The following is a 26,859-nucleotide window of genomic DNA, read 5'->3' as shown; positions in this document are numbered from 1 at the left end:
CTACGTCAGCTCGACCTTGCGCGCCCCGGCCGAGCCGCTCTGCCACCCCTCGGCCTCCAGGTCGTTGACCCAGGTCGCGCCGTTGTACCCCACCTTGCTCAGCGCGTACTTCTCGGCGTGGGCCACCGACCAGGCCGCCACCAGCCAGCCGCGCTTCTTGGTGGTGATCGCCGTGCTGCCCATCGCCCTGGCCAGTTGCTCGCGCGCCTCGTCGGCGCGCGGCCGGGGCGCGGGCGTCTTGCTGGGCGGGTACCAGCAGTGCACGGACTTCGGGACCCGGCCGGTGAAGGCCCCGGCGAGGATCTTGGCCTCCGTCTCGTGCGGCGCGTACGCGTACCCGCCCGCCGAACGCTGCACGGCCTGCGCCGCCTCCGCGAGCGGGATCTTCCGGTAGTTCTTGACCTTCACCAGCGCGGCGAAGAACTTGTTCGTGGCGTAGACGGGGTCCATGAGCTGCTTCTTGCTGCCCCAGCCCTGCGACTCGCGCTGCTGGAACACGCCGACGGAGTCGCGGTCGCCGAAGTCGAGGTTCTGGATCTTCGACTCCTGCATCGCGGTGGCGTACGCGATGACCACGGCCCGCTCGGGCAGCTTGCGGCGCGCCGCGACGGCCGCGATGGTGGCGGCGATCTGGGCCTGCTCGGGCAGGAGTGTGCGCGCGCCCTCCGGGGTGGTCACGGAGCAGGACGCGTCGGGCACTCTGGCTGGGGGCAATCGCTTCAGGAGCTGGTACAGGCCCACGGACACACCAACGGCGAGCACGACGACGATGATCGCGATGGTGATGACTCCACGTGAGAAGCGCAGGCGCACCCTGAAGAACCTACCCGGCCGGATAAGCTCCGTGGCCATGAGTCAAGTGAGCACCTCGTCACCGCTCCCTCCAGTGGTGGACGAGTTGTGGGAGCGCCGCGCGGAGCTGTCGCCGGCCGACGCCGAGGCGCGTCACCTGGTCGTCGGCGCGGTCGACCTGCTCGACAGAGGCGAGGCCAGGGTGGCCAGGGTCGTCGGCGACGAGGTGGTCGTGGACGAGCGGGCCAAACGGGCGATCCTGCTCAGCTTCACGGTGCTCGGCCTGGCACGTTCCCAGGTGGGCGACTTCCAGCACCACGACAGGCATCCGCTGAAGAGCTCGTTCGACGGCGTGCGGGTGGTGCCGGGGGCGATCGCGCGCTGGGGCTCGTACCTGGCGCCAGGAGTGGTGCTCATGCCCTCGTTCACCAACATCGGCGCGTACGTCGACGCGGGGACAATGGTCGACACGTGGGCCACGGTCGGATCGTGCGCCCAGATCGGCAGGAACGTGCACCTGTCCGGCGGCGTGGGCATCGGCGGGGTGCTGGAGCCGCCCGGCGCCGTGCCCGTGGTGATCGGCGACGACGTGCTGATCGGCAGCCGGTCGATGATCGTCGACGGCGCCCGGGTCGGCGACGGCGCGGTGGTGGGCGCGGGGACGATCCTGTCGGCGTCCATCCCGGTGATCGACACCGAGACGGGTGAGGAGCTGGCCCGCGGGCAGATCCCCCCGTGGTGCGTGGCCGTGACGGGCACGCGGATGAAGGAGTTCCCCGGAGGCACGTTCGGCCTGCCGTGCGTGCTGGTGATCAAGCGGCTGGAGCCGGGGCGGCGGCACGACAAGGCGGCGATCAACGAGACGCTGCGCGCACATGGGGTGAACACCTGATGCTCGACCTGACCCAGGACGTACGTGACCTGACCGCGGCGATCGTGGACATCGAGTCGGTGAGCGGCGCCGAGCAGGCGCTGGCCGCCGAGGTCGAGCGAGCGCTGTCGGCGCTGCCGCACCTCAAGGTCACCCGCTCGGGCGAGACGATCGTGGCCCGCACGGAGCTGGGGCACGCCGAGCGCGTGCTGATCGCCGGCCACCTCGACACCGTCCCCACCGCGGGCAACCTGCCCAGCAGGGTGGAGGGCGACCTGCTGTACGGGTGCGGCACCTCCGACATGAAGGCCGGCGTGGCGGTCGCGCTCAAGCTGGCCGCCACCGTGCCCGCGCCCAACAGGGACGTCACCTACGTCTTCTACGACTGCGAGGAGGTCGAGGCCGAGCGCAACGGCCTGACCAGGGTCGCCAGGGACCACCCCGACTGGCTGGCGGCCGACTTCGCGGTGCTGATGGAGCCCACGGACGGCGTGATCGAGGGCGGCTGCCAGGGCACGCTGCGCGCCGAGGTCACGGTGACCGGCAAGCGGGCGCACTCCGCGCGCTCGTGGTTCGGGGTCAACGCCATCCACGGCATCGAGCCGGTGCTGGCCAGGCTGAACGCGTACGAGCCGCGGCGGCCGGTCGTCGACGGGCTGGAGTACCACGAGGGGCTGAACGCGGTCGGCGTGCGCGGCGGGGTGGCGGGCAACGTCATCCCCGACCTGTGCGTGGTGACGGTCAACTACCGCTACGCGCCCGACCTGTCGATCGAGGACGCCCAGGAGCACGTGCGTGAGGTGTTCGACGGGTTCGCGATCAGCTTCGTGGACGCCGCGCCCGCGGCCAGGCCGGGGCTCACGCATCCGGTGGCGGCGGCCTTCACCGCGGCCGTCGGCGGCACCCCGCGCGCCAAGCTGGGCTGGACGGACGTCGCCCGCTTCTCCGCGCTGGGCGTCCCCGCCGTCAACTACGGCCCGGGGGATCCGAATCTCGCGCATCAGCAGGGCGAGTACGTGTCACTGCCGAAGATCGTCGAGAGCGAGCGGGCGATGCTCGACTGGCTGACAATATGAAAGTGGCCTTCCTCGCCGGCCATTTGGCGGGGAAGACCACTTTCAGTCCCGAGCAGCACCCTCATGCGGTTAGACGCGGGTGGGTCGAAATTCGGTTCCACGCTTCTTTCAAGATTTTTTAGGCCGTTGTTCCACCCCCGCTACCAGGGGATTCGCCTCCAGAGAGCAGTCTGAGGGCCAGGACGGGCGGGAAAACGGCCGCGATCGGGAGGAGCTAGCGTGATCCGCATGGAACAGAATCGCCGGGAGCGCCGTCAGGGGCAGGCCGTCGTCCGCGGCAACCTCGTCCCCACCTCCACCCACGACCAGCGCCTGCTCGCGCGCCAGGGGTCCTCCGACTGGGTGCACATGGACCCGTGGCGGGTGCTGCGCATCCAGGCGGAGTTCGTCGAGGGCTTCGGCCAGCTCGCCGAGCTGCCGCAGGCGGTCACCGTCTTCGGTTCGGCCCGCACCAGGCCCGACACTCCCGAGTACGAGACGGGCCGCGCGCTCGGCCGCCGGCTGGCCGAGTCGGGCTACGCCGTGATCACGGGCGGCGGCCCCGGCGTCATGGAGTCGGCCAACCGGGGCGCGCGCGACGTCGAGGGCGCGGTGTCGGTCGGGCTCGGCATCGAGCTGCCCTTCGAGCAGCGCATGAACGACTACGTCGACCTGGGCATCGAGTTCCGCTACTTCTTCGTGCGCAAGACGATGTTCGTCAAGTACTCCTGCGGCTTCATCGCCCTGCCCGGCGGCTTCGGCACCCTCGACGAGCTGTTCGAGGCGCTCACGCTGGTGCAGACCCACAAGGTCACCTCCTTCCCCGTGGTGCTGATGGGCTCGGAGTTCTGGGGCGGGCTGCTCGACTGGATCAAGGGCTCGCTGCTGAGCAGCGGCAAGATCGCGCCGCAGGACCTCGACCTGATCAGCGTCACCGACGACGTCGACGAGGCCGTCCGCATCATCGTGGACGCCGACCGGGCCCGGTCCAAGCAGCGCGAAGAGGAGATCGAGGCCACCGAGGCCCAGATGGCGGAGCCCCAATAGGCTTCTGCGCCGTGAACATCTGCGTCTACTGCGCCTCCAGCCTGAAGATCGACAAGAAGTACATCGAGCTTGCCGCGACCGTCGGCACCGAGCTGGTCAAGCGCGGCCACACCCTCGTGAGCGGCGGCGGCTCCGTCTCCTGCATGGGCGCCGTCGCCGCCGCGGCCCGCGCCGCCGGCGGCCACACCGTCGGCGTGATTCCCCAGGCCCTCGTGGACATGGAAGTGGCGGACGAGGAGGCCGACGAGCTGATCGTCACCTCCGACATGCGCGAGCGCAAGGGCGTCATGGACGCCCGCTCCGACGCGTTCCTGGTGCTGCCCGGCGGCCTCGGCACGCTGGAGGAGCTGTTCGAGATCTGGACGGCGCGGGTGCTCGGCCTGCACGACCGCCCCCTGGTGCTGCTCGACCCCTGGGGCCTGTACGACCCGCTGCGGCAGCTCGTCGACGGCATGTACGAGCAGGGCTTCACCCGCGCCGACGTCTTCGACGCGATCTCGTGGACCACCACCGTCGAGGAGGCGTTCGCCGCGCTCGAATCGCCCGCGCAGCCGGTCCGGCCCAGCGTCGCCGAGCTCGGCGAGGCCACCGGCTGACCTGCGGCGCCGCCCTGCCGAGGCGGTACGCGCGGTATGCGCGACTTGCGGTGGACCGCGAGAATGTGGTCCACCGTGTGAGTACGATGCCAATGTGCTGGTCATACTCGCCATCGCCGCCGTCGCCATTCTGGCCTGCGTCGTCCTGGTCTCCCTGGGCAGGGGCGGTGAGCTGACCGAGTTCCCGCCCGACGTGCCGCCGCTCGACCTGCCCGAGGCCGGTCACCTCACGGCGGTCGACTTCATGGCGCTCCAACTGCCGGTCAACCTGGTCGGCTATCACACGCAGAGCGTCGACGAGACCCTGCGCAGGGCCGCCGGAGCCATCAGCGCGCGCGACACCCGGATCGCGGTGCTGGAGCAGCGCGTCTCCGAGCTGCTGTCCAGCCGGCTGCACGCGCGGCAGGAGATCTACGCCGCGCCGGGGGCGGGGCCGCGCACCGAGCACACGCCCGAGGCTCCCGCCACGCCTCGCGAGCTGCCGGAGTCGGGCGACCCTGTGTCGGTCAGCGGCGCCACGGTCGACTGGAACGGCGGGGCGGAGCTGGACCACCTGCCGGAGGAGGCGGAGTGGCGCGTGCCCCAGCCCGGCGCCACCGAACCGGCCACCAACGGCAAGGCCGACGACACGCCCCACGACACGCCCGCCGAGGAGCAGGCCGCCGACTCGCCCGCCTCCTCGCCCGCCGCCGACTCGCCTGCTGACAAGCCCGCCGACGCGCCCGCCCAGGAGGCGAAGGACGGGAGCGAGCCGGAGCCCGAGGCGGCCAAGGAGCCCGAGGCCGGCGACGGTGAGCAGCCCGTGCGGGCCGCCGCCGCCAAGGACGGTGACGAGCACCGGTGACCGACCCGATCCGCTGCACCTGGGCGGGCATGGCCGACCCGATGTACCTCGCCTACCACGACGAGGAGTGGGGCGTCCCGGTCCAGGGCGACGACGCGGTCTTTGAGCGGGTCTCGCTGGAGGCGTTCCAGTCGGGCCTGTCGTGGCTGACGATCCTGCGCAAGCGGGAGAACTTCCGCGCCGCCTTCGACCGCTTCTCGATCCCGAAGGTGGCCGCGTACACGGAGCAGGACGTGCGGCGCCTGCTCGCCGACGCGGGCATCATCCGCAACCGCGCCAAGATCGAGGCGGCGATCAGCAACGCCAGGGCGGCGCTCGACCTGCCCGGCGGCCTGTCGGAGCTGGTGTGGCGGCACGCCGACCCCGGGGCGCCGGTGCCGGGGTCGATGGCCGACGTGCCGGCCGTCACGCCCGGCTCGAAGGCGCTGGCCAAGGAGCTGAAGCAGCGCGGCTTCAAGTTCGTCGGCCCGACCACGGCCTACGCGCTGATGCAGGCCATCGGGCTGGTCAACGATCACATCCAAGGCTGCGTGGCCCGCCGAAGTCGCTGAGCTCCACGCTGTGTGAGCGCCCCATCGACCCGCCGACCGCGACCACGATGGTGGGTTTCCTGCCGGTGTGCACCGTGACGGTGTCGTCGGCGCGGACGACCCCGCCCATGGTGCGGTCGAACGTGATGGTGACGGCGTCCGCCGTCCTGGTGGGGTCGGCCACGGACAGCAGGAGGCGCCGGCTCGCCCGGCGCGCCATCACCACGCACGGCTTGTCCGCGCTCATGATCCACGCGCTGCCCGCCGTCCAGAACACTGCTCCGAACAGCGACCGCGTCCGCACGGCCTGCAGCTCGGTGGTGTTGCACAGGACCCGCGCGGGGCGGGCGCCGCGGAAGGTGCGGGTGCGCTCGCGGGAGGCGTTCGGCAGCAGAACGTACGCGTAGCCGGCGTCGAACGGGTTCACGCCGTGGTCGAACCAGAAGGTCACGTAGCGGCGCGTGACGGGCTCGAAGGCGCCCGCGGTGTCGTCGCCGGTGTTGATGTCGCGCCAGCGGCCCGTACGCGCCTCGACGAGCATCTTGCCGCCCTCGAACACGTAGCCGCCCACCCCGGCCAGGTGCACCCAGCCGTCGCCGAGGTGCGGCTCGACGTCGGTGGCGCGGTTCTCGATGACGGTCTCGACGGTGCGGCCGTCGAAGCTGGTGATGCCGCTGCCGAGCGCCACCACGGCGCCGTCGAGGCAGAACCACGACTTGCGGGCCCGCAGGCTCGCGCCGTCGCTGATCAGCTCCATGGCGCTGACGCCGTACTGGCCGTCGAGCACCACGCCGCCCGCCCACGCGGTGGGCGGGCGGTGTACCTGGAAGTCGAGGTCCGCGCGCGGGCGCGGGTCCACCGTGACCCCCGGCAGCCGGTACGGGTTCACGGTGGGCCAGAAGTCGCGCCCGTAGTGGTCGTGGTCGCTCGCGTAGAGGTAGGTCATGCCGTCGCCGGTGTACCAGCCGTGCCGGTTCTCGCCGTTGATGGCCTCGTAGGCGGCGGTCCTGTGCGACGACATGCTGATCGCCAGCGCCCAGCCGGGACGCCGGTGCACGACCCGGTCCATGGCGGGGAACACGAAGTGCCCCGAGGGCCCTGGCGCGGCCTCGGACGTCTTGTCGTCCAGCACGGCGACTGCCCGCCGGGTCTCCGCGACGTCGGCGTGCTCCAGGTACGGCAGCGACTTCCCCCGTTCGATCCACCCCTTGGCCAGCTCCTCGAAGCGGCTCCTGTACGGCTCGGGCGCGCTCTGGGCGAGCAGCAGGACGGCGCCGATCGCCGCGTGGCCCGCCACGCTGTCCGGGAACGCCTGCCTGGTGGCCGCCCGGCCCCTGACGGTGTCCATGAGCAGCCCGTCGTACATGAAGGGCGCGAAGGAGCGCTCCACGGCGTCCAGCACGACCCGCCGCCCGGGGTCGGAGACCTCCCAGGGCGAGCCGTGCAGCAGCGCCACGGTCTCGGCGACGGCGATGAGCAGGGACAGGCCGTACGAGCCCGTGTAGGCGACGACGGCGTGCTGGATGAAGGAGCCGTCGCGGTGGAAGCCATCGCCCGAGTCGACGTACCCGAAGACGCTGTGCCGCCCGCCGTCCCGCACGTCGGAGAGCCCGTCGCGGGCCAGCGCGAGCTTGCCCGCGTGGCGGCCCGCCACGCCGCGGAAGGCGACGATCGCGGCCTTGTCGGCCCGGTTGGCGCCGCTCTCGCTGGCGTCGGGCCAGCCGGCGCGGCGGTCGGCGTCGGGGCAGAAGCGGTCGATCGCCCCGAGGTAGGCGTCGAGCCTGCCCGCGTCGAGCCGGTCGCCGAGCAGCACGCAGGCGCGGCTCAGCTCGGCGGGGGTGCCGATCTCCCAGAACCACCAGTTGCCCGTCTCGGGCAGCCGCTCGTTGTAGTGCCGCTCGTACAGCAGGTCGAGCGCCTCGATCACCTTCGCCGCCACGGCGTCGTCGCCGTGCTGATCCGTGCCGGGAGTGGCCCACGCGGTGGCGATGGCGCGCAGCCGCCCGTAGCTGCCGGTCACGTGACCAGGGCGGCCTTCGAGCGGCAGGTCCGGCCAGATGAGGCCGGGCACCATCTGGGCCAGCCAGGTGGCGGCCCGTTCGCTGAGCGCGGCCAGCGGCCGGCTGTAGGCCGGGTCGGTCAGGTCGAGGTCTCCGCCGGTGAGGAGGTCGGTGGCGGTCGCGCGGAGGGCCTCGAAGTCGTACGCGGCAGGCGACGAGGCGTCAGAAGAACGCATGGCGCCAGCATGTCTCATGGGGGCGTGGTCGATCAGTTACTCAGCGTTGAATGTTGGCAACTCTTTCGGGAGAGCGCTTCACAGCTCCTTGTCGACGAACGCCGCGGCCGCGGGCAGCAGCCGGGCGGCCTCCTGCTCGAAGTACGCCCTGGCCTTCTCGCCGGGCCAGCCCGCCGGCAGCAGCTCCGGCGGCAGCCCGGGATCGCGGAACAGGAAGTTGCGCCACCCGTGCACGAGCCGGCTGCGCGTGGCGAACACCTGGTCGGGCGGCGCCCCTTCGGGCAGCGTGCTGATCAGCGTGACGGCCTCGGCGTGCCAGTGCTCGTACGCCTCGCCGATGGCGGCCAGGTCCCAGGCGCGGGCGACCAGCTCGCGGGGGTCGCCCTCCAGCGCCGCGTCGAACCTGTCGGCGCGCACCCCCTCGCCTTCGAGCAGGTTGTCCAGCTCGATGGAGGAGCGGGGGCCGATCCAGGTGGTCTCCGACAGCGACGCGTACCCGAGAAACGTCAGATCGGCGCGCAGCCGTTCCCTGCGCGGGCGCTCCTTCACGGGCTCGAAGACGATCACGTGCCAGCGGCCGTGCCAGGTGAGTGTCCCGGCTCGGTAAATTCTCAGGGCGGCCTCATCCAGCCGCCTGACGCACTTCGGAGTCAGCCCGTAACCGGCGCCCTGGGGGAGCCTCAGCGGCTGCAGCCAGCCCTGCCGGACCATGCGCGAAACCGCCGTGCGTACCGCTGGAGCGGCGATTTCCAGGGGTTTCATCAGCCGGACGAGCGCGGCGACGGACGCCTGGCCACCGCGCGAGCGCAGGTGGTCCCCGTAGAGATCGAACAGAGCGGCGCGTGCGTGCACGAAGTCCAGTTTGGACGTCATCGCACGCCTCGACAACGCATTCTGGGAGGAGATCGTTACCCATGAGGGCTCTCGATGCGGGAGAATAGGACATCACAGAAGACGTGAATGCGCCGACCACCCCCTCGGGAGGTCGGAAATCGCGGGCCGCGGGAGCCCAAGGCAGGAAGGGATGCACGCATGGCGGCGATGAAGCCGCGGACCGGCGATGGTCCGCTCGAGGTCACCAAGGAAGGGCGCGGCATTGTCATGCGGGTCCCCCTGGAGGGTGGCGGCCGGCTCGTCGTGGAGATCTCCGCCGACGAGGCAAAGGCGCTCGGCGAGGCGTTGAAGAACGTCGTCGGCTGAGCGCTCCCGAGACAGACAACTTGTTCCACGACCCTGGCGTAGACCGGCGCCAGGGTCGCTGACGTTCGAGGAGAGATTCCCGTGCCGATTGAGACCACTGCGACGGTGGTCGCCGAGGTTCCCGACGACGCCGAACTGCTGGCCGTGCCCTACGCCTCAGACCTCAGCCCGGGGGTCGAGCTGCCCCTGCCGGTGTCCGGCCTGCTGGCCCACTACGAGGCCAAGGGGGAAGCGGGCGAGATCGTCGAGGTTCCGGTGGCACGGGCCGGCGGGGTCGGGCGGGTCCTGCTGTACGGCGTGGGCGACGGCTCGCCCAAGGCGCTGCGCACCGCCGCCGCCGGGCTGACCAGGAAGGCGAGGGGCCGCGACACGCTGACCGTGGTGACGCCCGACGCCGACGTGGCCCCGTTCGCGGAGGCGGCGCTGCTGGCGGCGTACACGTTCAGAATCGGCGGCGCGGGCCGCAAGGCCGTGCGGGAGCTGGTGTTCGCCGGCGCGGACGAGGAGCGGGTGCGGCGCGCGGAGACCGTGGCGCGCGCGGTGGCGCTCGCCCGCGACCTGGCCAACACGCCCGCCTCCGTGAAGAACCCCGCGTGGCTGGCGGAGCAGGCCGCGGGGAGCGGCCTGCCGGTGCGGGTGTGGGACGAGGACGAGCTGCGAGCCGGCGGTTTCGGCGGCATCCTCGCCGTGGGCAGGGGCTCGGTCAGCCCGCCGCGGCTCATCCAGCTCTCCTACACGCCGCAGGAGCCGGCCGAGCGGCACGTGGTGCTGGTGGGCAAGGGCATCACGTTCGACTCGGGCGGGCTGTCGCTCAAGCCGACGGCCAACATGAAGTTCCAGAAGACCGACATGGCGGGCGGGGCCGTCGTCATCGCCGTGCTCGGCGCGCTGGCCGCGCTGAAGGCGCCCGTACGCGTCACCGGCCTGATCGCGGCGGCCGAGAACATGCCCTCGGGCACCTCGCAGCGGCCCAGTGACGTGATCACGCACTACGGCGGGCGCACGGTCGAGGTGCTCAACACCGACGCCGAGGGCCGCCTGGTGCTGGCCGACGCGCTCGCCTACGCCGACGCCGAGCTCGACCCCGACGCGGTGGTCGACATCGCCACGCTCACCGGGGCGATCACAGTGGCGCTCGGCCGCAACGTCGGCGCCGTCTACGCCTCCGACGACGTGCTGGCCAAGCAGCTCGTGGAGTCGGGGCAGGCCGCGGACGACCGGCTGTGGCGGATGCCGTTGATCGAGGACTACACGCCCGCGCTGGAGTCGTCGGTCGCCGATCTGGCCAACGTCGAGTCGGGCTCCACGTTCGGGGCGGGGTCGATCACGGCGGCGCTGTTCCTGCGCGAGTTCGCGGGCGAGCGGCCGTGGGCGCACCTCGACATCGCCGGTGTCGGGCGCAGCACGGTGGACGAGGGCGTGCTGACCAAGGGCGCCACGGGTTTCGGCGTGCGCCTGCTGCTGGAGTGGCTGACCACCAGCTGATCCGCCGGCTGAGCTACGGGCTGAGCCGCGAGCTGAGCCGTGAGCTGAGCTGCTGCGAGCTGCGCCGTGAGCTGAGCTGCGAGCTGAGCTATGAGCCGATCTTGATGGCCGCGAGCAGGCCGTCGCCCAGCGGCATCAGCACCGAACGCAGCCGCTCGTCCGACTGCACCAGCTTGCCCACCTCGCGCAGCGCCACCGTCTCCGAGTCGCGTTGCGCGGGGTCGGCCACGCGGTTGTGCCACAACATGTTGTCGAAGGCCACGATGCCGCCCACGCGCAGCAGCCGGACCGCCTCGGCCAGGTAGTCGGCGTACTCGTACTTCGCGCCGTCGGCGAACACCATGTCGTAGCCGCCGTCGGACAGCCGCGGCAGCACGTCGAGCCCCCGGCCGGAGATCAGCCGCACCCGGCTGCCGGAGAAGCCGGCCTCCGTGAACGCCTGTCTGGCCAGCCGCTGGTGCTCGGGCTCCACGTCCACGCTCGTCAGCGTGCCGTCCGTGCGCATGCCGCGCAGCAGCCACAGCCCGGAGACGCCGCAGCCCGTGCCGATCTCGACGACGGACTTGGCGTTGACGGCGGTCGCGAGGAAGCACAACGCCGCCCCCGCGCCGGGAAGGACGGGCGTCGCCCCCATCTCCAGCCCGCGCTGCCGCGCCGCGTGCAGGAGCTCGTCCTCGTGATGGAACTGCTCCGCATAGGCCAGAGTGGCCTCTACCGGAGTGGTCATCGGCCTCCCTCCCCACTTTCGTGCGATTGGTCCGCGAGATTGGCACCGATCGCAGCCTAGGGGAGACGCGCCGGGACGGGAACTCAGGAGGGACCTAAGGCGTTGCAGGTTTAAACGGGCTTTGCCGGTCCGGAAGGCAGGCAGTGCGCACGAAGGGACGAAACCAGGCACTATGGCGGTAGCGGTGGTCCCAGAGAGAGGAGTTCTGGTGGACGAAAGCGACCACCAGACCGATACTCCCGTGTCGTCTGATTGGACTCCTCCTACGTGGGAGGAGGTCGTGCGGACGCACTCCGCGCGTGTGTATCGGCTGGCGTACCGGTTGACCGGCAATGTCCACGATGCCGAGGACCTCACTCAGGAGGTCTTCGTCCGGGTTTTCAGGTCGCTGTCGAGCTACACCCCTGGCACGTTCGAGGGGTGGCTGCACCGGATCACGACCAACCTGTTCCTCGACATGGCGCGGCGCAAGCAGCGCATCAGGTTCGAGGGTCTCGCGGACGACGCGGCCGAACGGCTGCGCGGCCGTGAGCCGTCTCCGGCGCAGGCGTTCGACGACGCCCACCTGGAGCCCGACATCCAGGCCGCCCTCGACGCGCTCGCCCCGGAGTTCCGGGCCGCGATCGTGCTGTGTGACATCGAGGGCCTGTCTTACGAGGAGATCGCGGCCACGCTCGGCGTCAAGCTGGGTACGGTCCGAAGCCGTATTCACCGTGGCCGGGCGCAGTTGCGGGAGGCTCTCGACCATCGAGCCCCCCGTAATTCTCAACTCCCCCCGACCGTGATCCGTGGGGAGGAAGTCTGATATGTCCCATCTTGGAGAGCGTGTTTCCGCGCTGGTCGACGGAGAGCTCAACCACACCGAGCGCGAGCGCGCGCTCGCGCATCTGACATTCTGCGCTGACTGCAGGCGGGAGGTCGAGTCGGTACGCGCGCTGAAGACGCGCCTGCGCTCCCTTGAGACCCCCGCGATGCCGATGGACCTGACGATGTCCCTGCTCCGGATGGCGGAGCCGGGCGGGCCGCTGCCGCCGAGGGAGCGCCCTTTCCCCAGCCGTACGTTCGGGGGAGTGCCCATCCCTGGGCCGCACACGATCGCACCCCTGGACAACCGCCCGCGCAGGGACGCCACCGGTGGAGCCTCGGGCCCTGGCCGCGGTGGTAGGAGGCGATCGGCGTACGTGGCCGTCGGGGTGGTCTCGGCGGCCGTGGCGATCGGCACCTTCTTCGCGACCACCGGCATCGGCCAGAACAACCCGGCCCCGCCGGTTGAACTGTTCCAGCAGCAGGCCCGTACTACGCCTACGAACGGCTCTTCGACCGCCACCCCTTGACCGGCTCATGCCGGGCAGCGAACGGTTGGCGTAGTCGGCGGCGCGCGGGGCATACGATCTGGGTTCGGGAATTGTCACAAGCAAGTCCTGACAAAACCTTTATAACCCTCGTATGCCGCAAGAGCGAGGATTGCGGTGGCCGAGCCAAGGAGTGGTGAGACTTAGATGACCGACGAGACGCGGTCCACCGAAGGACGCACACCGTCGGACTCCCCCGAGCCACAGGGGCGGCCGGAATTCCTGCCCGCTGACGACAGGCCCGAACAGGACGGCAGGCGGCCCGAGCCGCCCGCCTCGTTCGGCACCACGTGGGGCGACCCGTCCGGGCGTCCCGAGGTCCATGGCTCGCCGCCGTACGAGTCGCGCTCGTACGAGCCGTCGTACGGCGCTCCTTACGGCTCCCCCTACGGGTCATCGGGCGGGTCGACGGGCGGGTCGTCGGGCGGCTCCCCGTCCGGCGACGTCTCGCCCTCGAACGGCTCCTCCTACGGCCCGCCCAGCCCCGCGCAGACCGGCCCTCAGTACGGCGCGCCCTCCTTCGGGTCGCCCGACGGGCCGGCGCGCTCGTACGACGGTCCCTCGTTCGGCCCGCCCGAGGGCGGTTCGCGGCCCGACAACGGCACGCGCGCCTACGACAGCCCGTTCTTCGGCTCGCCGGACGGCGGCGCCCGCTCCTACGACGGCCCGCCGTTCGGCGGCGGCGCACCGCACTACGGCGGCCCGGGCGGCCCAGGCAACCCGAGCGGCCCAGGAGGCCCCGGAGGCCCGGGCCAGCCGCCACCCCCGCGCCAGGCGCTCGGCATGGGCCAGGGCTGGGCCCCACCGCCTCCCGGCGGCGCGGGCGCGGCCAGGCGGGGCCCGAGCACCGGCTTGCTGATCGCCATGGCCGTGGTCATCGCCCTGGTGGCCTCGCTGTTCGGCAGCGTGGGCACGTACCTGCTGACCAAGCCCAGCAGCGGCAACGACCCCTCCTACAGCCTCGGCCCGCTCCCGACGGGAGCGACCAGCCGCGAGCCCGACTCGGTGGCGGGCGTGGCCGCGCGGGTGCTGCCCAGCGTGGTGTCGCTGGAGGTCGGCAACGGCAGCAACACCGAGGGCGCGACGGGCTCCGGCTTCCTGATCAAGAACGGCTACGTGGTCACGAACAACCACGTGGTCTCGCTGGCGGCCAACGGCGGCGAGATCCGGATCATGTTCAACAACCGCAAGACCACCACGGCCCGCATCGTCGGCCGTGACCCGGGCTCGGACCTGGCGGTGGTCAAGCCTGAGGAGACGTTCGGCACGCCGGAGATCACCCTCGGCAACTCCGACCAGGTGGTGGTGGGCGACCCGGTGATCGCGATCGGCTCCCCGCTGGGCCTGACCGGCACGGTGACGACGGGCATCGTCAGCTCGCTGAACCGTCCGGTGATCGCCGGCGACGAGACGGGCACGAGCTCGGAGGAGCCGGCCTACATCAGCGCCATCCAGACCGACGCCGCCATCAACCCGGGCAACTCCGGTGGCCCGCTGGTGAACGGCAGGGGCGAGGTCGTGGGTGTGAACTCGGCCATCGCCACGCTGGGCCGCTCGGTGAGCAGCCAGGGCGGCAGCATCGGCCTGGGCTTCGCGATCCCGGTCAACCAGACGCGGCGGGTCGCGGAAGAGCTGATCACGACGGGCAAGGCCAAGCGGCCCAAGATCGGCATCGTGCTGGACAAGGACTACAAGGGCCAGGGCGTCCGCATCGCCTCGGAGCCCGCGGGCGGGCAGCAGCCGGTCACCAAGGGCGGTCCCGCCGACCAGGCCGGGCTGCAGGCCGGTGACGTGATCCTGGAGATCGACGGCCTGACGCTGCAGGACGGGAACGAGCTGATCGCCCTGATCCGCAGCAAGACGCCCGGCTCGAAGATCAACATCAAGTACCAGCGGGCCGGTCAGGAACGCACCGCCACCCTCACCGTGGTGGCCGAGGACGAGCCCACCCCCTCGCCCTCCTGAGCCTTCCGTCCCGCCGCGGGGGGCCCTGCGGCGGGACGCCTTCTCCGGGCCGTGGATGATATGACCCGGGAGAGACGACCGACCTACCCGATGGAGCCCTTAGTCTGTGGATAGGCCGGGGTTGTCCTCGGAGAGGTTTGACTGCGGTAGGAGCTCACGGTGTTCGGACTCGGGTGGATGGAGATCGGAGCGCTGATCGTGATCGCGCTGCTCGTCTTCGGTCCGGAAAGGCTGCCGCAGGCCGCAGCGCAGGCCGGCAAGACGCTGCGCAACCTGCGCCGGATGGCCAACAACGCACGCGACGACCTGCGGGCGGGCCTGGGCCCGGAGTTCCAGAACTTCGACCCGGCCGACCTCAACCCGCGCAACTTCGTCCGCAAGCACCTCTTGGACGACCTCGAGGACGACTGGAACAACCCCGACAAGCCGCGCGAGCTGGAGCCCGTCGCCGCGGCCCCGTACGCGCCTGAGCCGGTCGATGAGCTCAGCTACGGGGAGCTGCCGCCCTACGACGCCGAAGCGACCTGACACAGCCGTACACGGCCCTTCAGGAGGCATGGAAAGCCCCCTCCCGTCGAAGGAGGGGGCTTTCGCGTGGAACAGCCGGGTCAGCGGCGCGGCGCCAGGCCGAGCTGCAGGCCCTTCAGGCTGGAGGAACGCTTGCTCAGCCCGGCCGCGATCTTCGACAGCTCGGCGGCGGCCGGCGAGTCGGGGTCGGTCAGGACCAGCGGCTTGCCCTCGTCGCCGCCCTCGCGCAGGCGCATGTCGATCGGCACCTGGCCGAGCAGCGGGACGCGCGCGCCCAGCGTGCGGGTCAGCGCGTCGGCCACCGTCTGGCCGCCGCCCTCGCCGAAGACGGCGATGCGCTCGTCGCAGTGCGGGCAGGGCAGCCAGGCCATGTTCTCGATGACGCCGGCGATCTGCTGGTGGGTCTGGGCGGCGATCGAGCCGGCCCGCTCGGCCACCTCGGCGGCGGCCATCTGCGGCGTGGTCACGACCAGGATCTCCGCGCCGGGCAGCCGCTGCGCCACCGAGATGGCGATGTCGCCCGTGCCCGGGGGCAGGTCGAGCAGCAGCACGTCGAGGTCGCCCCAGTAGACGTCCGCGAGGAACTGGTGCAGCGCCCGGTCGAGCATGGGGCCGCGCCAGACCACCGGCGTGTTGCCCGGCGGCTTGAACATGCCCACCGAGATGACCTTGATGTCGTGGGCCACCGGCGGCATGATCATGTCCTCGACCTTGGTGGGCCGCTCGGCGGCGCCCAGCATGCGAGGGATGCTGTGACCGTAGATGTCGGCGTCGACGATGCCCACCTTGAGGCCGCTCGCGGCCATGGCCGCGGCCAGGTTGACCGTGACGGACGACTTGCCGACCCCGCCCTTGCCGCTGGCCACCGCGAACACGCGGGTCAGCGAGCCCGGCTGGTTGAACGGGATCTCCTTCTCCGGCCCGCGGTCGCCGCGCAGCTTGGTCTGGAGCGTCTTGCGCTGCTCGGCACTCATGACGTCGAGCTCGATCTGGACGCCCGTCACACCTTCGACCTTGGAGACGGCGGTGGTGACGTCGCGGGTGATGGTGTCCTTCATCGGACAGCCGGCCACGGTCAGGTACACGCCTACGCGCACCGCCCCGTCGGGAGCGATCTCGATGTTCTTGACCATGTCGAGATCCGTGATCGGGCGACGGATCTCCGGGTCGATGACGGTGGACAGAGCCGCCGTCACGAGTTCCTGGGTTGGTGCCATCGAAGTCTCGGCACGAGGGAGTGCCGTCCCTCCTTTGTCGGTATGGGTGTGACAGGCGCTGAGCGCCAGCGAGGATGCCCCTCCATGGTATGAACCGGAGCGCGCGCTGGGTTAATCCGCACTGTTAGATGTCTGTGCGGCAACGTCTAAGGTTACTCCGTGACTCTTCTGCGCGACGAGAGCCTGACCGCCGGGGAACTGGAGGTCTGGCGCATGTTGCAGCGTGCGCAGGTGCGCGTCACCCGCCATCTGGAGAGTGAGCTGCTCGTCGCGCACGCGCTGCCGCTGGCCTCGTACGAGGTGCTGGCGCAGCTCGCCGAGGCCCCGCACCGGCGGCTGCGCATGAACGACCTGGCCGAGCGCGTCCTGCTCTCGCGCAGCGGCCTGACCAGGCTCATCGACCGTCTCCAACGCGACGGCCTGGCGATCCGCGAGGCGTGCGCCGACGACGCGCGCGGCCTGTTCGCGGTGCTGACCGACCGGGGCGCGGCCCGGCTGGCCGAGGCGACGCCGACCTACCTGCGCGGCATCAGGAGACAGTTCGTCGACCTGCTCGGCGCGGGGGAGATGGCCCAGGTGCGCCGCCTGCTCGCCAGGCTGGAGGACGGGCTCAGCGCTCCGCGTCCCGGCCGGATCCCTTGAGCGGACGGGCAGGCTCGGCGGCCTGGCCGGCGCCCTTGAGCGGGCGGCCGGGTTCGGCGGCCTGGCCGGTTTCCCTGATCTCCTCCAGCAGCCTGCCCAGCTCGGCGCGCAGGTAGTCGCGGGTGGCCACGTCGTTGATCGCCAGGCGCAGCCCGGCGATCTCGCGGGTCAGGTACTCGATCTCGGCCTGGTTGCGCTCGGCGGCCTCGCGGTCCTGCTCGTACTGGATACGGTCGCGGTCGTCCTGCCGGTTCTGAGCCAGCAGGATGAGCGGCGCGGCATAGCTCGCCTGCAGCGACAGCATCAGCGTGAGGAAGATGAACGGGTAGGGGTCGAACTTCCAACCCTGCGGGGCGACCGCGTTCCAGATCACCCAGAGCGCCACGAACACGGTCATGTAGACGAGGAACCGGGCGGTGCCGAGGAAGCGGGCGATCCGCTCCGACAGGCGGCCGAAGGCCTCCGGGTCGTAGTGCGGGCGCAGCGTGCGCCGCAGCTCCCTGGGCTGGTCGAGGCGGTCAGTCGTCACGGTCGTCGGCCCTCTCGCGCCAGTCCTCGGGCAGCAGGTGGTCCAGCACGTCGTCCACGGTCACGGCGCCGACGAGGCGGCCCAGCTCGTCCACCACGGGCGCGGCGACGAGGTTGTAGTGGGCCAGGTAGTAGGTCACCTGCCGGAGCGTGAACTCCGGCCTGATCGGGTCGATCGACGGGTCGAGCACGGCGCCGAGCAGCGTGGACGGCGGCTCGCGCAGCAGCCGCTGGAAGTGCGTGACCCCCAGGTACGCGCCCGTCGGCGTCTCGGTCGGCGGCCTGGTCACGTAGACCTGCGAGGCCACGGCGGGCGTCAGGTCCTGCTGCCTGATGTGCGCCAGCGCCTCGGCCACGGTGGCGTTGGGCGGCAGGATCACCGGCTCGCTGGTCATCACGCCGCCCGCGCTGGTCTCCGGGTACGTCAGCAGCCGCCGCACCGGCGCCGCCTCCCCAGGCTCCATCAGCGCCAGCAGCTCGGCCGCCTGCTCCTCCGGCAGGTCGTGCAGCAGGTCGGCGGCGTCGTCGGGACCCATCTCCTCCAGCACGTCGGCCGCCCGCTCGGGCTCCAGCCTGCCCAGGATGCCGATCTGGTCGTCGGGCGGCAGCTCCTCCAGCACGTCGGCCAGCCGGTCGTCGCGCAGCGCGCGGGCGATCTCGACGCGCCGCTTGATGGGCAGGTCGTGCAGCGCGCTGGCCATGTCGGCGGCGCGCAGCGACTCGAACGCGGCGATCAGCCCGGCCGCCCCCTGGTCCTTCTGCAGCGTGTCGAACCCGGACACCTCGCCCCAGTCGACCGTGCGCGGCTCGCGCCGCCTGCCCTTGTAGACGGCGACCTTGGTGATCTCCCAGGCGGACGGCTTCAGCTCCTCCATGGCCACGTCGTAGACCGTCATCGGCTGGTCGCCGAGGCTCACCGTGAGGTCGAGCATCTGGCCGATGACCAGCGTCTCGGTGGCGCGCTGCTCGAACCTGCGCATGTTGAGCCGTCCTGTGAAGACCACGGATCCCGACTCGATGCGGCGTACCCGGGTGATGGGCAGGAACACCGGGCGGCGCGGCTGCACCTCCACCACGAGGCCGTGCACCCGGGGGCGCCGGCCGATGCGCAGCCCGACCACGACGTCTCTGACCCGGCCGATCTGGTCTCCTGCCGGGTCGAAGACCGGGGTCCCGGGAAGCCGGGCCACGAAGATCTTCACGTGGCCAGGCTAACAGCGCTGCCCTCTTTCCTTTCTGACGCCCGCCGTGTCAGTATCAAACCCGCTAAACGGTGATTACGTGATGGATGGTGTGCGATGAGGTATGCGGGGCTGGCGCTGGCGTTCGTGTCCTCGTGTTGTTTCGCGTTCTCGGGGCCGATGGCGAAGTACCTCATCGCCGCCGGGCTGGCGCCCATCGAGGCCGTGTGGACGCGCATGGCGGGCGCGGGGCTGCTGCTCCTGGCCGCGCTGGCCCTCCTCAGGCCGCGCGCGCTGCGGATCCCCAGGTCCATGCTGCCGTTCTTCGCGCTCTACGCCGTCATGGCGGTGGCCGGGGTGCAGGCGCTGTACTTCGTGGCGATCACGCGGCTGCCGGTGGGGGTCGCGCTGCTGCTGGAGTTCATGGCGCCGGTGATGGTGGTCGCCTGGGTGCGGCTCATCCGCAAGGTACGGCTCGCGCGCGCCGCGTACGTGGGCGCCGTCGTCGCTGTCGTGGGGCTCGGGATCGTCGTGGAGGCGTGGCAGGGGCTCCGGCTGGACGCGCTGGGCCTGCTGCTCGGGCTGCTGGCCGGCGCGTGCTGCGCCGGATATTTCCTGATGAACGATAGCTTCGGGGACGACGTCGACCCGCTCGGCCTGATCGCCTGGGGCATGGCGGGGGCGGCCGTGGTGCTCATCCCGTTCGCCCGGCCGTGGGACATCCCGTGGGACGCCTTCACCGTCACCGCCGCGCCGGAGGGCGGGCTGCGGCTGCCGGTGCTGGGGGCGTACCTGTGGATGGTGCTGATCGCCACCGTGATCGCCTACATCCTGGGGGTCAACGCCGTGCGGCGGCTGTCGGCCGCCGTGGGCGCCACCGTGGCGTCGCTGGAGGTCATCGGCGGGGCGATGGTGGCGTGGGCGCTGGTCGGTGAGGCGCTCGGCGTGTTCCAGATCATCGGCGGCCTGCTCGTGCTGTCGGGCGCGCTGCTCGCCCAGACCGCCACCTCCGGCGGCCACCCGGAGATCGTCGAGCAGCCGGAGGCGGTCGCGACTCCTGAGGTGATCAGCTCCCGGCCGGAGACGGGGTGAGGCGCCAGACCGTGGACTCGCGGGCCCAGCGCTCGGTCAGGTGCTCGCTGTCGCGGGCGTTGAGCCGCTCCTTGGCCAGCACCGCCACGACGTCGGCCGCCGCCGCCTGGTCCACCACCGACACCGCGGCCTCGAACTCCACCAGCCTGGCCCCGTTGTCCTTGCTGCGCAGCGTGACGCGCACCCGGTCGAGACCGTCGAGGCCGGGCAGCGCCTGCTCCTCGCCCCCTGTCACGAGGTAGATCGCGCCGTCGTGCCAGGCGTGCCACGCCAGGCGCGGACGGTCGAGGGTGAGCCAGAGGATGCCGGACTTCTTGGCGCCCTCCTGGATGACGGTGGTGTTATCGCTCACGGATCCGACTGTAACCGGACGGCCAGTAGCGTGTCCGCATGCGCTCACGACGTTCTGTGCTGGCCGTGCCCGGCAGCAACCCCCGGTTCCTGGAGAAGGCCCAGACCCTGCCCGTGGACGAGATCTTCCTCGACCTGGAGGACTCCGTGGCCCCGCTGGCCAAGGAAGAGGCGCGGGCCAACATCGTGGCCGCCCTGCGCGAGGGGGACTGGACGGGCAAGACCCGCGTGGTCAGGGTGAACGACCTGACCACGCAGTGGACGTACCGCGACGTCATCGAGATCGTCGAGGGGGCAGGTGCGTACCTCGACTGCGTCATGCTGCCCAAGGTGCAGGACCCGACCGAGGTCGTCTGGCTCGACACGCTGCTCACGCAGATCGAGAAGACCATGGGCTACGAAGTGGGCCGCATCGGCATCGAGGCGCAGATCGAGAACGCGCGCGGCCTGGTGAACGCCGACGCCATCGCCGGGTCGTCCGGCCGGCTGGAGACGCTCGTGTTCGGCCCCGCCGACTTCATGGCCTCCATCAACATGCGCACGCTGGTCGTCGGCGAGCAGCCGCCCGGCTACGTCGAGGGCGACGCCTACCACTACATCCTCATGCGGCTGCTGATGGCGGCCAGGATGCACGACTTGCAGGTCATCGACGGGCCCTACCTGCAGATCAAGGACGTCGAGGGCTTCCGCAGGGTGGCGCAGCGGTCGGCGGCGCTCGGGTTCGACGGCAAGTGGGTGCTGCACCCGTCGCAGGTGGAGGCCGCCAACGAGGTGTTCTCGCCGGCGCAGGAGGACTATGACCACGCCGAGCTCATCCTGGAGGCGTACGAGTACTACACCTCGGTCGAGAAGCGCGGCGCGGTCATGCTGGGCGACGAGATGATCGACGAGGCCTCCAGGAAGATGGCGCTCGTCGTGGCCGCCAAGGGGCGGGCGGCCGGGCTCAGCCGTACGAAGAGCTTCACACCTTGAAGCCGACAGCGGTGAAGAACCAGAACGACGAGGTCAGCCAGAGCCCCACAAGCGCCGTGAACGCCAGCCCGCCCAGCACCGGCAGTGTCCAGCCCGGCGTGTCGCGCTTGGGCAGGGCCAGCATCTTCGCGGTGAACACGCCGTAGAAGAAGCAGCCGAGCAGCGAGTGCGCGAGCACGCGCGGGACGTCGTACTGCAGGCCCAGGGCGTACAGGCAGTGGAAGGCCACCGGGATCGTGAGCACGAACGCCAGGCGGCCCGACCAGCGGTGCACGGCGGCCGGGATGTTGATCCCGAGCTTGCCCCACATCGACAGGGCCGAGACCACCTGCACGATCGCCAGCAGGAACGCGCCGGTGGTCAGCCACACCTTCATCGGCAGCGCCGCGGAGAAGCCCGCCACGCCGACGGCGAACCCCGTCGGCGTGTGCGCCCGCCCGTACACGCCGAGCGCGAGCACCACCAGGCCGCCGATGGCCAGCGGCACCAGTAACGAGGCCACGCTGGGGGAACGCCGCTGCTGGTTGATGGCGGTCATTGCATCTCCTCGATGAAGCCGTCGACGTCCTGCGGGGTGACAGTGGCGCCGTCCACGGTCACGGGTGCGGTGGGCTGCGCGCTGTCGAGCGGTGGCACGCCGACCAGTTCCTCACCGACCAGGGCGGCGCCGACCTGGTAGTAGCCGCCGTTCGGGTTCTTGACCACGATCCAACCGGCACGCAGCTTGGCGCCCCTGACGATGGCGGTGGCCCGGTACAGGCCCGACGGTTTGACCACCGTGGGCGCCGTGAAGTCCCACTTCTTGCCGCCGACGGAGACCCAGCCCTCGGCGCGGCCGCCGCCCAGTTCGGCCGTCACCTTGGAGCCGGCGTTCGCCACGCCCTTGAGCTGGAGCTCGCCGTCGGCCTCCGAGCCCTTGAACCAGGCCTCGGTCTTGCCGTCGCAGAAGTAGCCGATGGCCTTGCCGTTCCTGACCGAGATGGCGATGAGCGCGCCGTTGCCCTTCACCCGGCCGCCGTAGTCGGCCTTGGCGATCCTCTTGGGCGCCGTCTGCGAGGGGGAGGGCTCCGGCGCCGCGGTGTTCTGCTCCGCGGGTGGTGCTTCGGCAGCGGTGCTGGCGGCCGTTTCCTCGGCCGCCGGTGTCGCGATCGTGCTGGCGACACCCAGCCCCAGGGCGAGCACTGCTCCCGCCGTGAGGGTGATGACAGGTCCCAGCCTTGACATGGACTGCTCCCAGGGTCGAATTGCCTACGACTCCGAGCATCCGCCTAAAACGGTGGACCGTCTGTGAACTTATGCGCATCAAGCGGACAGAATGGAGTTATGCAGGAAAATCCGGGGCCCCAATTTCCGTCCGGCGCTCAGGCGGCCGGGTATCCGTACCCGCAGCCGGCGCCGCCGTGGTTCGTGGCCACCCCGCGTGGGGCTCGGTTCGACCACCTCGCCGCGATCCCGGGCGTCCGGCCGTGGCGGGCGATCGTCGGCACGCTGATCGTCGGCGCCGGGTTCCTGGCGATCGGCGTCGTGGTCGTGATCATGTTCATGCTGGGGACGGAGCTGCTCGGCCTGCCCGAGGCCGTGGACCCCGAGACGGGCCTGCCGAGGGGCAACGCCTACGGCCTGGCGATGACGCTGCTGTCCATCGCGCCCGTGCTGCTGGTCGTGCTGGGGACGGCGGCGCTCGTCCAGCGGCGCCGCCCCGGGACGCTCTCGTCCGTGGCGGGGCGGCTGCGCTGGTCCTGGATGGCGCGGTGCGCGGCGCTGGCCGTGCTGGCGCTGGTGCTCGGGCAGGCGGCGCAGTGGCTCGCCCTGTCGGTCTCCGGCCTGGACACCGGCATGTTCGGATGGGCCGGATGGTCGGCGTTCCTGCCGCTGATCATCGTGATCCTGCTGCTGGTGCCTTTTCAGGCGGCGGCCGAGGAGTACGTCTTCCGCGGCTGGTTCACGCAGGCCGTCGGGGCGCACGTGCGCAACCCGATCTGGTCCATCCTCATCGGGTCCGCGCTGTTCGCGTCGTTGCACGGGTACTCGTGGGCGGGCCTGCTGGACGTGTTCGCGTTCGGGGCCGTGATGGCGTGGCTCGCCGTGCGGACCGGCGGGCTGGAGGCGCCCATCGCGCTGCACGTCGTGAACAACGTGGTGGCCTTCGGGCTCAGCGCCGCGGCGGGCGATCTGGAGGACTCGCTGGATCAGGGGAAGATGCCGGTGCCGTGGCAGGCGTTGGCCGGTACCGTGGTGCAGCTCGGGGTGTATGCGTTTGGTGTGATGTATCTAGCTAAAAAGCAGTCAATCCGCACTATTTCGGAATAAATCTGGCGCAAGGTGGGGGGAATCTCGCTAGAGAGGTCTCGTAATTCCGGCCGAGTCATGCTGGTCTGGATGCTGTCAGGGCGGCACGGAATCGGCCACGCCGCCCTGGAACGGTCCGCGAGAGCGGCCGGGATCGACCTGTACGACGAGCTCGACTAGGAGGTACGGCGCGTGGCCTCCGGCCCCAGCGAACCGCCACGGCGACCGCCGGAAGACGACCCCCGCTCCGAGGGTCCGTCCGAGCCCCATTCCCCTTCCGAAGAGCCCAGGATCAGCCACTCGCCGCCCGGTCCCACCGACGACCGGGCCAGGGGCTTACCGCTGACCTCCCCCTGGGGCATGCCGCCGTTCGCCGCTCCGATCCCCGACGAGGAGCCGCAGGAACCGCCCAAGGGGCGGCGGCCGTACACGTCGCCGACGGCGGAGGCCGAGGACGAGCCGCGGCGCCGGACCCGGCGCGTGGTCAACCGGCCCGACAAGCTGGTGGCGGGCGGCACGCTGCGGCCCGAGAACGCCGTGCCGGACGCCTCCGGCGAGGCCCGGCCCGACGCCGCCGCCGCGTCCGAGGCGTCCGAGGCGGACGTCCCCGACACGCCGCGCTTCGAGGCGGCGAGTCCGGACGTGCCGCGCTCCGAGCAGCGGGACGCCGGTGACGTGCCCCAGCCCAGGTTCGAGCCCGCCGCATCGGACGTCCACGTGCCCCGGCCACGCCCCGAGGGCGACGCCGTGGCGCCCGACCAGCCGGCCAGGGACCCTGTGACGGGCAACGGCGAGCGCAAGGACCGCACGCCCCCGTACCGCCTCGTGTACCCCGTCCCGAGCGGAGAGGCCCCGAGCGGAGAGGCCACGAGGGAAGAGGCCCCGAGCGGAGAGGCCACGAGGGAAGAGGTTCCGGGGGACGAGGCCGAGCAGCAGCCCGCCACCCCCGGCGACGAGCTCGAGGTGCGGCGCGTCGGCCGCCCCCCGGCAGGCCGTCCCACCCGGCCGGACCTCCTGGTGGCGACGGGCCCCACCACCCCCCAGGGCGGCCGCCACCACCGCGGCCCGGCCCCCGCCGCCGTCCGCAGGTCCAGCCCCGCCCGCCGCGGCACCAGGGCCATCCCGATCGTTCTGACGGTGGCCGCGGCGGTCCTGGTCGCCACGGGCGTGCTCGTCTGGCAGTGGAACGACGAGGACACCACGGGCCTGCGTCTGGAGGCGGGCACCGGACGTTCGGGCGACGAGCTGTTCACGATCCCCGCCGCGGGCGTCGGCACCGACCAGAAGCTCAACGACATGACGTCGGTGGGCCGCGCGGTGGTGGCGGTGGGCAGCGACACGACCAGCCCGACCCCGCGCCCGCTCTTCCTGTTCTCCCCGAACGGCGGCAAGACGTGGCGGCTCGGCCAGGTGAACGGCGCTTCCACGGCGATCGTGCGGCGCGTGGTGGGCGGCGAGGGCAAGTGGCTGGCCAGCGGCGGCGACGAGAGCACCGGCGAGCGCGGCCTGTGGACGAGCACCGACGGTTACAGCTGGACGGCCGTGGAGTCGTCGGGGCTGGCCGCGTTCCGCCCAGGTGACCGCATCGAGGACATCGCGCGGACCGGGTCGGGGTTCGTCGCGGTCGGGCGCACGACGGGCGACGACGGCGGCACGGGCCCGGCGGCCTGGCGTTCGGACGACGGCCGGGCCTGGGAGCGCGTGGAGACGAGGGAGCTGGGAGTACGGGAGCTGAAGGCCGTGGTCGCCAAGGGCGACACGGCCGTGGCCATCGGAGTCCCCGCGGACGGCGAGGGATCGCGGGTGCTGCGCTCGGCGAACGGCGGGCGTGACTGGCAGGCGACCGGCTTCCAGCTCCCTGAGGCCACCGATCCCCGTGCGGGGACGGTGGCGGTGCTGCCCAAGCAGTTCGTGCTGGTGCCTACGCGGCGCCGCACCGTCGAGGGCGACGTGCGTGTCTACTGCTCCCCGACCGGGGCGCAGTGGTCGCAGTGCGGGTCCATCGGCGGCCTCCCGGCCGAGAGCCCGGGCGTGGAGTCGGTGATCTCCCATCCCACGGGCGTCGCCGCGATCAGTCCTGGCGCGATGGGCTCGTACACGGTGCTGACCTCCACGGACGGGCGTTCGTGGAGCAAGCGCGCCGATCTCGGCGACCTGACGGGCGCCACGTTGCGCGGGTTCACGATCTCCGACGGCGGCACCCTGTTCGCCGGCGGCGACCGGGCGGCGTCCGACGTGGACAACCAGCTCGTGCTCATGGCCGCGCCGCCGCGCGGCGACGCCTCGCGCGTGCAGCTCGGCGAGGTGGCGGGCCTGACCAGGATCGCCCGTGAGACGAACGCGCTGAGCAGCCACGACGGCCGGTACGTGGCCGTCGGCTCCGCCTCGGGCGACGCCGGGCTGTGGACGGTCAAGAACTGGCAGAGCTGGAAGTCCATGAGCCTGGGCGGCACCGGCAGGCAGACGCTGGAGGACGTCACGCACGGCGGCCGCGGCTGGCTGGCGGTCGGCGGCACCGAGCCGAACGTCGGCGTCACCGACCCCCTCCTCGTCACCTCCACGGACGGTGAGAGCTGGAAGCGGGTCAGCGTCACGGGCGATCTGGCCCGCCGCTCCGACCAGCCCTACCTGCGCACCGACGTGGTGACCGCGGGCAAGGAGGGTTACGTGCTGGCCGGCGAGTCGAAGGACCAGGCGGGCACGGTCAGTGCCGCCATGTGGTTCACGCCCGACATGCGCAAGTACACCCGGTCGAACAAGCTGCCGCAGGGCGGCGTCGGCGTGCGCGTGCACGACGCCGTCGCCAGCGGCGACGGGTACGTGGCCGTGGGCGGCTCGGGCGGCGCCGACCAGGAGCGCACGGTGGTCTGGTACTCGGCGGACGGCGTCAACTGGACCGCCCGCGACAGCGTGTCCCCGCCGGACACCACCTCGGCCGGGCTCCGGCGGATCACCTCGTACCAGGGCAAGCTCGTGGCGATCGGCACAGCGCAGACGAACGGGTCACGGCGCGCGTTCGCCGCCGTCTCGGAGGACGACGGCGAGAGCTGGGAGACGGCGTGGCTGCCCGCGGACCAGGCGGCGGCCGTGTACGACCTGGCGGCGGCGTCGGAGGGCCTCGTGGCGGTCGGCTGGCACGGCGTGCCGGGCGAGGGCGACAGCGCGGCCTGGACGTCGCAGGACGGGCTGTCGTGGAACCGCGTGGCGCTCACCAGGGACCGCCTGGCGGGCCAGGGCACGCAGTGGTTGTCGGCGGTCGCGTTGGACGGGGCGGAGGTCGTGGCGCTCGGCCGGTCCACGACGTACAGCGCCGACCACCTGATCCTGTGGACCTCCAGCCTGACCTCGAACAGGTAGTC

27 protein-coding genes are annotated in these 26,859 nt (G+C 71.5%); 17 read left to right on the top strand and 10 right to left on the bottom strand.

Going from position 1 to position 26,859, the window contains the following annotated elements; genetic code table 11:
• Positions 1 to 852 carry a hypothetical protein gene (locus FXF51_RS42410; protein WP_262380193.1) on the bottom strand — a complete coding sequence of 284 codons (852 nt, stop codon included), beginning with the start codon at positions 850 to 852 and terminating at the stop codon, positions 1 to 3.
• On the opposite strand from FXF51_RS42410, the gene FXF51_RS42405 reads away from it, so the two are divergent.
• The 6 genes from FXF51_RS42405 (at position 851) to FXF51_RS42380 (ending at position 5,756) form a co-directional block, all read left to right on the top strand.
• A complete protein-coding gene (locus FXF51_RS42405; RefSeq protein ID WP_148440433.1) occupies positions 851 to 1,684 on the top strand; it encodes a 2,3,4,5-tetrahydropyridine-2,6-dicarboxylate N-succinyltransferase in 834 nt (277 codons plus the stop codon). The genes FXF51_RS42410 and FXF51_RS42405 overlap by 2 nt on opposite strands.
• A complete protein-coding gene (gene dapE, locus FXF51_RS42400) occupies positions 1,684 to 2,739 on the top strand; it encodes a succinyl-diaminopimelate desuccinylase (RefSeq protein WP_148440432.1) in 1,056 nt (351 codons plus the stop codon). The genes FXF51_RS42405 and dapE overlap by 1 nt, the downstream gene beginning before the upstream one ends.
• A 228-nt stretch (positions 2,740 to 2,967) precedes the next feature.
• Entirely contained in the window at positions 2,968 to 3,765 is a 798-nt protein-coding gene (locus FXF51_RS42395) for a TIGR00730 family Rossman fold protein (RefSeq protein ID WP_148440431.1), read from the top strand.
• 11 nt (positions 3,766 to 3,776) lie between these two features.
• Positions 3,777 to 4,361, top strand: coding sequence for a TIGR00730 family Rossman fold protein (locus tag FXF51_RS42390; protein ID WP_148440430.1), 585 nt, complete (start codon positions 3,777 to 3,779; stop codon positions 4,359 to 4,361).
• Positions 4,362 to 4,455: 94 nt separating this feature from the next.
• A complete protein-coding gene (locus FXF51_RS42385; protein ID WP_148440429.1) occupies positions 4,456 to 5,205 on the top strand; it encodes a hypothetical protein in 750 nt (249 codons plus the stop codon).
• Between the two features lie 29 nt (positions 5,206 to 5,234).
• Positions 5,235 to 5,756: a DNA-3-methyladenine glycosylase I gene (locus FXF51_RS42380; protein WP_262380199.1), complete on the top strand. Its 522-nt coding sequence runs from the start codon at positions 5,235 to 5,237 to the stop codon at positions 5,754 to 5,756.
• Here the strand turns inward: FXF51_RS42380 and FXF51_RS42375 are convergent.
• Both FXF51_RS42375 and FXF51_RS42370 read right to left on the bottom strand, forming a co-directional pair.
• Positions 5,713 to 7,971: a polysaccharide lyase 8 family protein gene (locus FXF51_RS42375; RefSeq protein WP_222871709.1), complete on the bottom strand. Its 2,259-nt coding sequence runs from the start codon at positions 7,969 to 7,971 to the stop codon at positions 5,713 to 5,715. The two genes, FXF51_RS42380 and FXF51_RS42375, sit on opposite strands and share 44 nt — an antisense overlap.
• A 78-nt stretch (positions 7,972 to 8,049) precedes the next feature.
• Entirely contained in the window at positions 8,050 to 8,844 is a 795-nt protein-coding gene (locus tag FXF51_RS42370; RefSeq protein WP_262380192.1) for a PaaX family transcriptional regulator C-terminal domain-containing protein, read from the bottom strand.
• A 159-nt stretch (positions 8,845 to 9,003) separates the two neighbouring features.
• On the opposite strand from FXF51_RS42370, the gene FXF51_RS42365 reads away from it, so the two are divergent.
• Together FXF51_RS42365 and FXF51_RS42360 are read left to right on the top strand one after the other, a co-directional pair.
• Positions 9,004 to 9,171, top strand: a complete 168-nt coding sequence (locus FXF51_RS42365) for a DUF3117 domain-containing protein (RefSeq protein WP_020545024.1) — start codon at positions 9,004 to 9,006, stop codon at positions 9,169 to 9,171.
• A gap of 81 nt (positions 9,172 to 9,252) precedes the next feature.
• A complete protein-coding gene (locus tag FXF51_RS42360) occupies positions 9,253 to 10,656 on the top strand; it encodes a leucyl aminopeptidase (RefSeq protein WP_187414885.1) in 1,404 nt (467 codons plus the stop codon).
• A gap of 88 nt (positions 10,657 to 10,744) precedes the next feature.
• Here the strand turns inward: FXF51_RS42360 and FXF51_RS42355 are convergent, their stop codons facing one another.
• Positions 10,745 to 11,383, bottom strand: a complete 639-nt coding sequence (locus FXF51_RS42355) for an O-methyltransferase (RefSeq protein ID WP_148440426.1) — start codon at positions 11,381 to 11,383, stop codon at positions 10,745 to 10,747.
• A 172-nt stretch (positions 11,384 to 11,555) separates the two neighbouring features.
• Between FXF51_RS42355 and sigE the strand changes: the two genes are divergently transcribed.
• The 4 genes from sigE to FXF51_RS42335 all read left to right on the top strand — a co-directional run bounded on the left by sigE (position 11,556) and on the right by FXF51_RS42335 (position 15,228).
• Positions 11,556 to 12,188 (top strand): RNA polymerase sigma factor SigE, encoded by a 633-nt coding sequence (gene sigE, locus FXF51_RS42350; protein ID WP_148440425.1) that lies wholly within the window; start codon positions 11,556 to 11,558, stop codon positions 12,186 to 12,188.
• A gap of 1 nt (position 12,189) precedes the next feature.
• Complete coding sequence (locus FXF51_RS42345) at positions 12,190 to 12,717, top strand: anti-sigma factor family protein (RefSeq protein ID WP_148440424.1); 528 nt, start codon at positions 12,190 to 12,192, stop codon at positions 12,715 to 12,717.
• Between the two features lie 165 nt (positions 12,718 to 12,882).
• Positions 12,883 to 14,700, top strand: a complete 1,818-nt coding sequence (locus FXF51_RS42340; protein WP_187414884.1) for a S1C family serine protease — start codon at positions 12,883 to 12,885, stop codon at positions 14,698 to 14,700.
• Positions 14,701 to 14,859: 159 nt separating this feature from the next.
• Entirely contained in the window at positions 14,860 to 15,228 is a 369-nt protein-coding gene (locus FXF51_RS42335) for a sec-independent translocase (RefSeq protein WP_148440422.1), read from the top strand.
• 80 nt (positions 15,229 to 15,308) lie between these two features.
• Here the strand turns inward: FXF51_RS42335 and FXF51_RS42330 are convergent, their stop codons facing one another.
• Positions 15,309 to 16,445, bottom strand: a complete 1,137-nt coding sequence (locus FXF51_RS42330; RefSeq protein ID WP_148440421.1) for an Mrp/NBP35 family ATP-binding protein — start codon at positions 16,443 to 16,445, stop codon at positions 15,309 to 15,311.
• Between the two features lie 159 nt (positions 16,446 to 16,604).
• On the opposite strand from FXF51_RS42330, the gene FXF51_RS42325 reads away from it, so the two are divergent.
• Positions 16,605 to 17,087 (top strand): MarR family winged helix-turn-helix transcriptional regulator, encoded by a 483-nt coding sequence (locus FXF51_RS42325; protein WP_148440420.1) that lies wholly within the window; start codon positions 16,605 to 16,607, stop codon positions 17,085 to 17,087.
• On the opposite strand, the gene FXF51_RS42320 is transcribed toward FXF51_RS42325, so the two are convergent.
• Together FXF51_RS42320 and FXF51_RS42315 are read right to left on the bottom strand one after the other, a co-directional pair.
• Complete coding sequence (locus FXF51_RS42320; protein ID WP_148440419.1) at positions 17,056 to 17,616, bottom strand: DUF1003 domain-containing protein; 561 nt, start codon at positions 17,614 to 17,616, stop codon at positions 17,056 to 17,058. The genes FXF51_RS42325 and FXF51_RS42320 overlap by 32 nt on opposite strands.
• The gene (locus FXF51_RS42315) at positions 17,606 to 18,817 is read right to left on the bottom strand and encodes a magnesium transporter MgtE N-terminal domain-containing protein (RefSeq protein WP_411268423.1); all 1,212 of its coding nucleotides are present in this window, start codon (positions 18,815 to 18,817) and stop codon (positions 17,606 to 17,608) included. Before FXF51_RS42315 ends, FXF51_RS42320 begins: the two co-directional genes overlap by 11 nt.
• Before the next feature lie 96 nt (positions 18,818 to 18,913).
• Here FXF51_RS42315 and FXF51_RS42310 point away from each other — a divergent pair, with 96 nt between their 5' ends.
• Positions 18,914 to 19,888 (top strand): EamA family transporter, encoded by a 975-nt coding sequence (locus FXF51_RS42310; protein WP_148440418.1) that lies wholly within the window; start codon positions 18,914 to 18,916, stop codon positions 19,886 to 19,888.
• Here the strand turns inward: FXF51_RS42310 and FXF51_RS42305 are convergent.
• Entirely contained in the window at positions 19,863 to 20,240 is a 378-nt protein-coding gene (locus FXF51_RS42305; RefSeq protein WP_148440417.1) for a hypothetical protein, read from the bottom strand. The two genes, FXF51_RS42310 and FXF51_RS42305, sit on opposite strands and share 26 nt — an antisense overlap.
• Positions 20,241 to 20,278: 38 nt before the next feature.
• Here FXF51_RS42305 and FXF51_RS42300 point away from each other — a divergent pair, with 38 nt between their 5' ends.
• Positions 20,279 to 21,211 (top strand): HpcH/HpaI aldolase/citrate lyase family protein, encoded by a 933-nt coding sequence (locus FXF51_RS42300; protein ID WP_148440416.1) that lies wholly within the window; start codon positions 20,279 to 20,281, stop codon positions 21,209 to 21,211.
• Here the strand turns inward: FXF51_RS42300 and FXF51_RS42295 are convergent.
• Both FXF51_RS42295 and FXF51_RS42290 read right to left on the bottom strand, forming a co-directional pair.
• Positions 21,201 to 21,749 carry a DUF6529 family protein gene (locus FXF51_RS42295; protein ID WP_148440415.1) on the bottom strand — a complete coding sequence of 183 codons (549 nt, stop codon included), beginning with the start codon at positions 21,747 to 21,749 and terminating at the stop codon, positions 21,201 to 21,203. The genes FXF51_RS42300 and FXF51_RS42295 overlap by 11 nt on opposite strands.
• Positions 21,746 to 22,435, bottom strand: a complete 690-nt coding sequence (locus FXF51_RS42290) for a hypothetical protein (protein ID WP_148440414.1) — start codon at positions 22,433 to 22,435, stop codon at positions 21,746 to 21,748. The genes FXF51_RS42295 and FXF51_RS42290 overlap by 4 nt, the downstream gene beginning before the upstream one ends.
• 99 nt (positions 22,436 to 22,534) lie before the next feature.
• Between FXF51_RS42290 and FXF51_RS42285 the strand changes: the two genes are divergently transcribed.
• A complete protein-coding gene (locus FXF51_RS42285; RefSeq protein ID WP_148440413.1) occupies positions 22,535 to 23,521 on the top strand; it encodes a CPBP family intramembrane glutamic endopeptidase in 987 nt (328 codons plus the stop codon).
• Positions 23,522 to 23,860: 339 nt separating this feature from the next.
• On the top strand, positions 23,861 to 26,857 hold the full coding sequence (locus FXF51_RS42280; protein WP_148440412.1) for a hypothetical protein: 2,997 nt from the start codon (positions 23,861 to 23,863) through the stop codon (positions 26,855 to 26,857).
• The last annotated feature ends 2 nt before the right edge of the window (positions 26,858 to 26,859 follow it).

This window comes from Nonomuraea sp. PA05, assembly GCF_008086045.1.
Classification (GTDB): Bacteria; Actinomycetota; Actinomycetes; order Streptosporangiales; family Streptosporangiaceae; genus Nonomuraea; species Nonomuraea monospora.
This window is presented reverse-complemented; position numbering and strand designations above follow the sequence as displayed.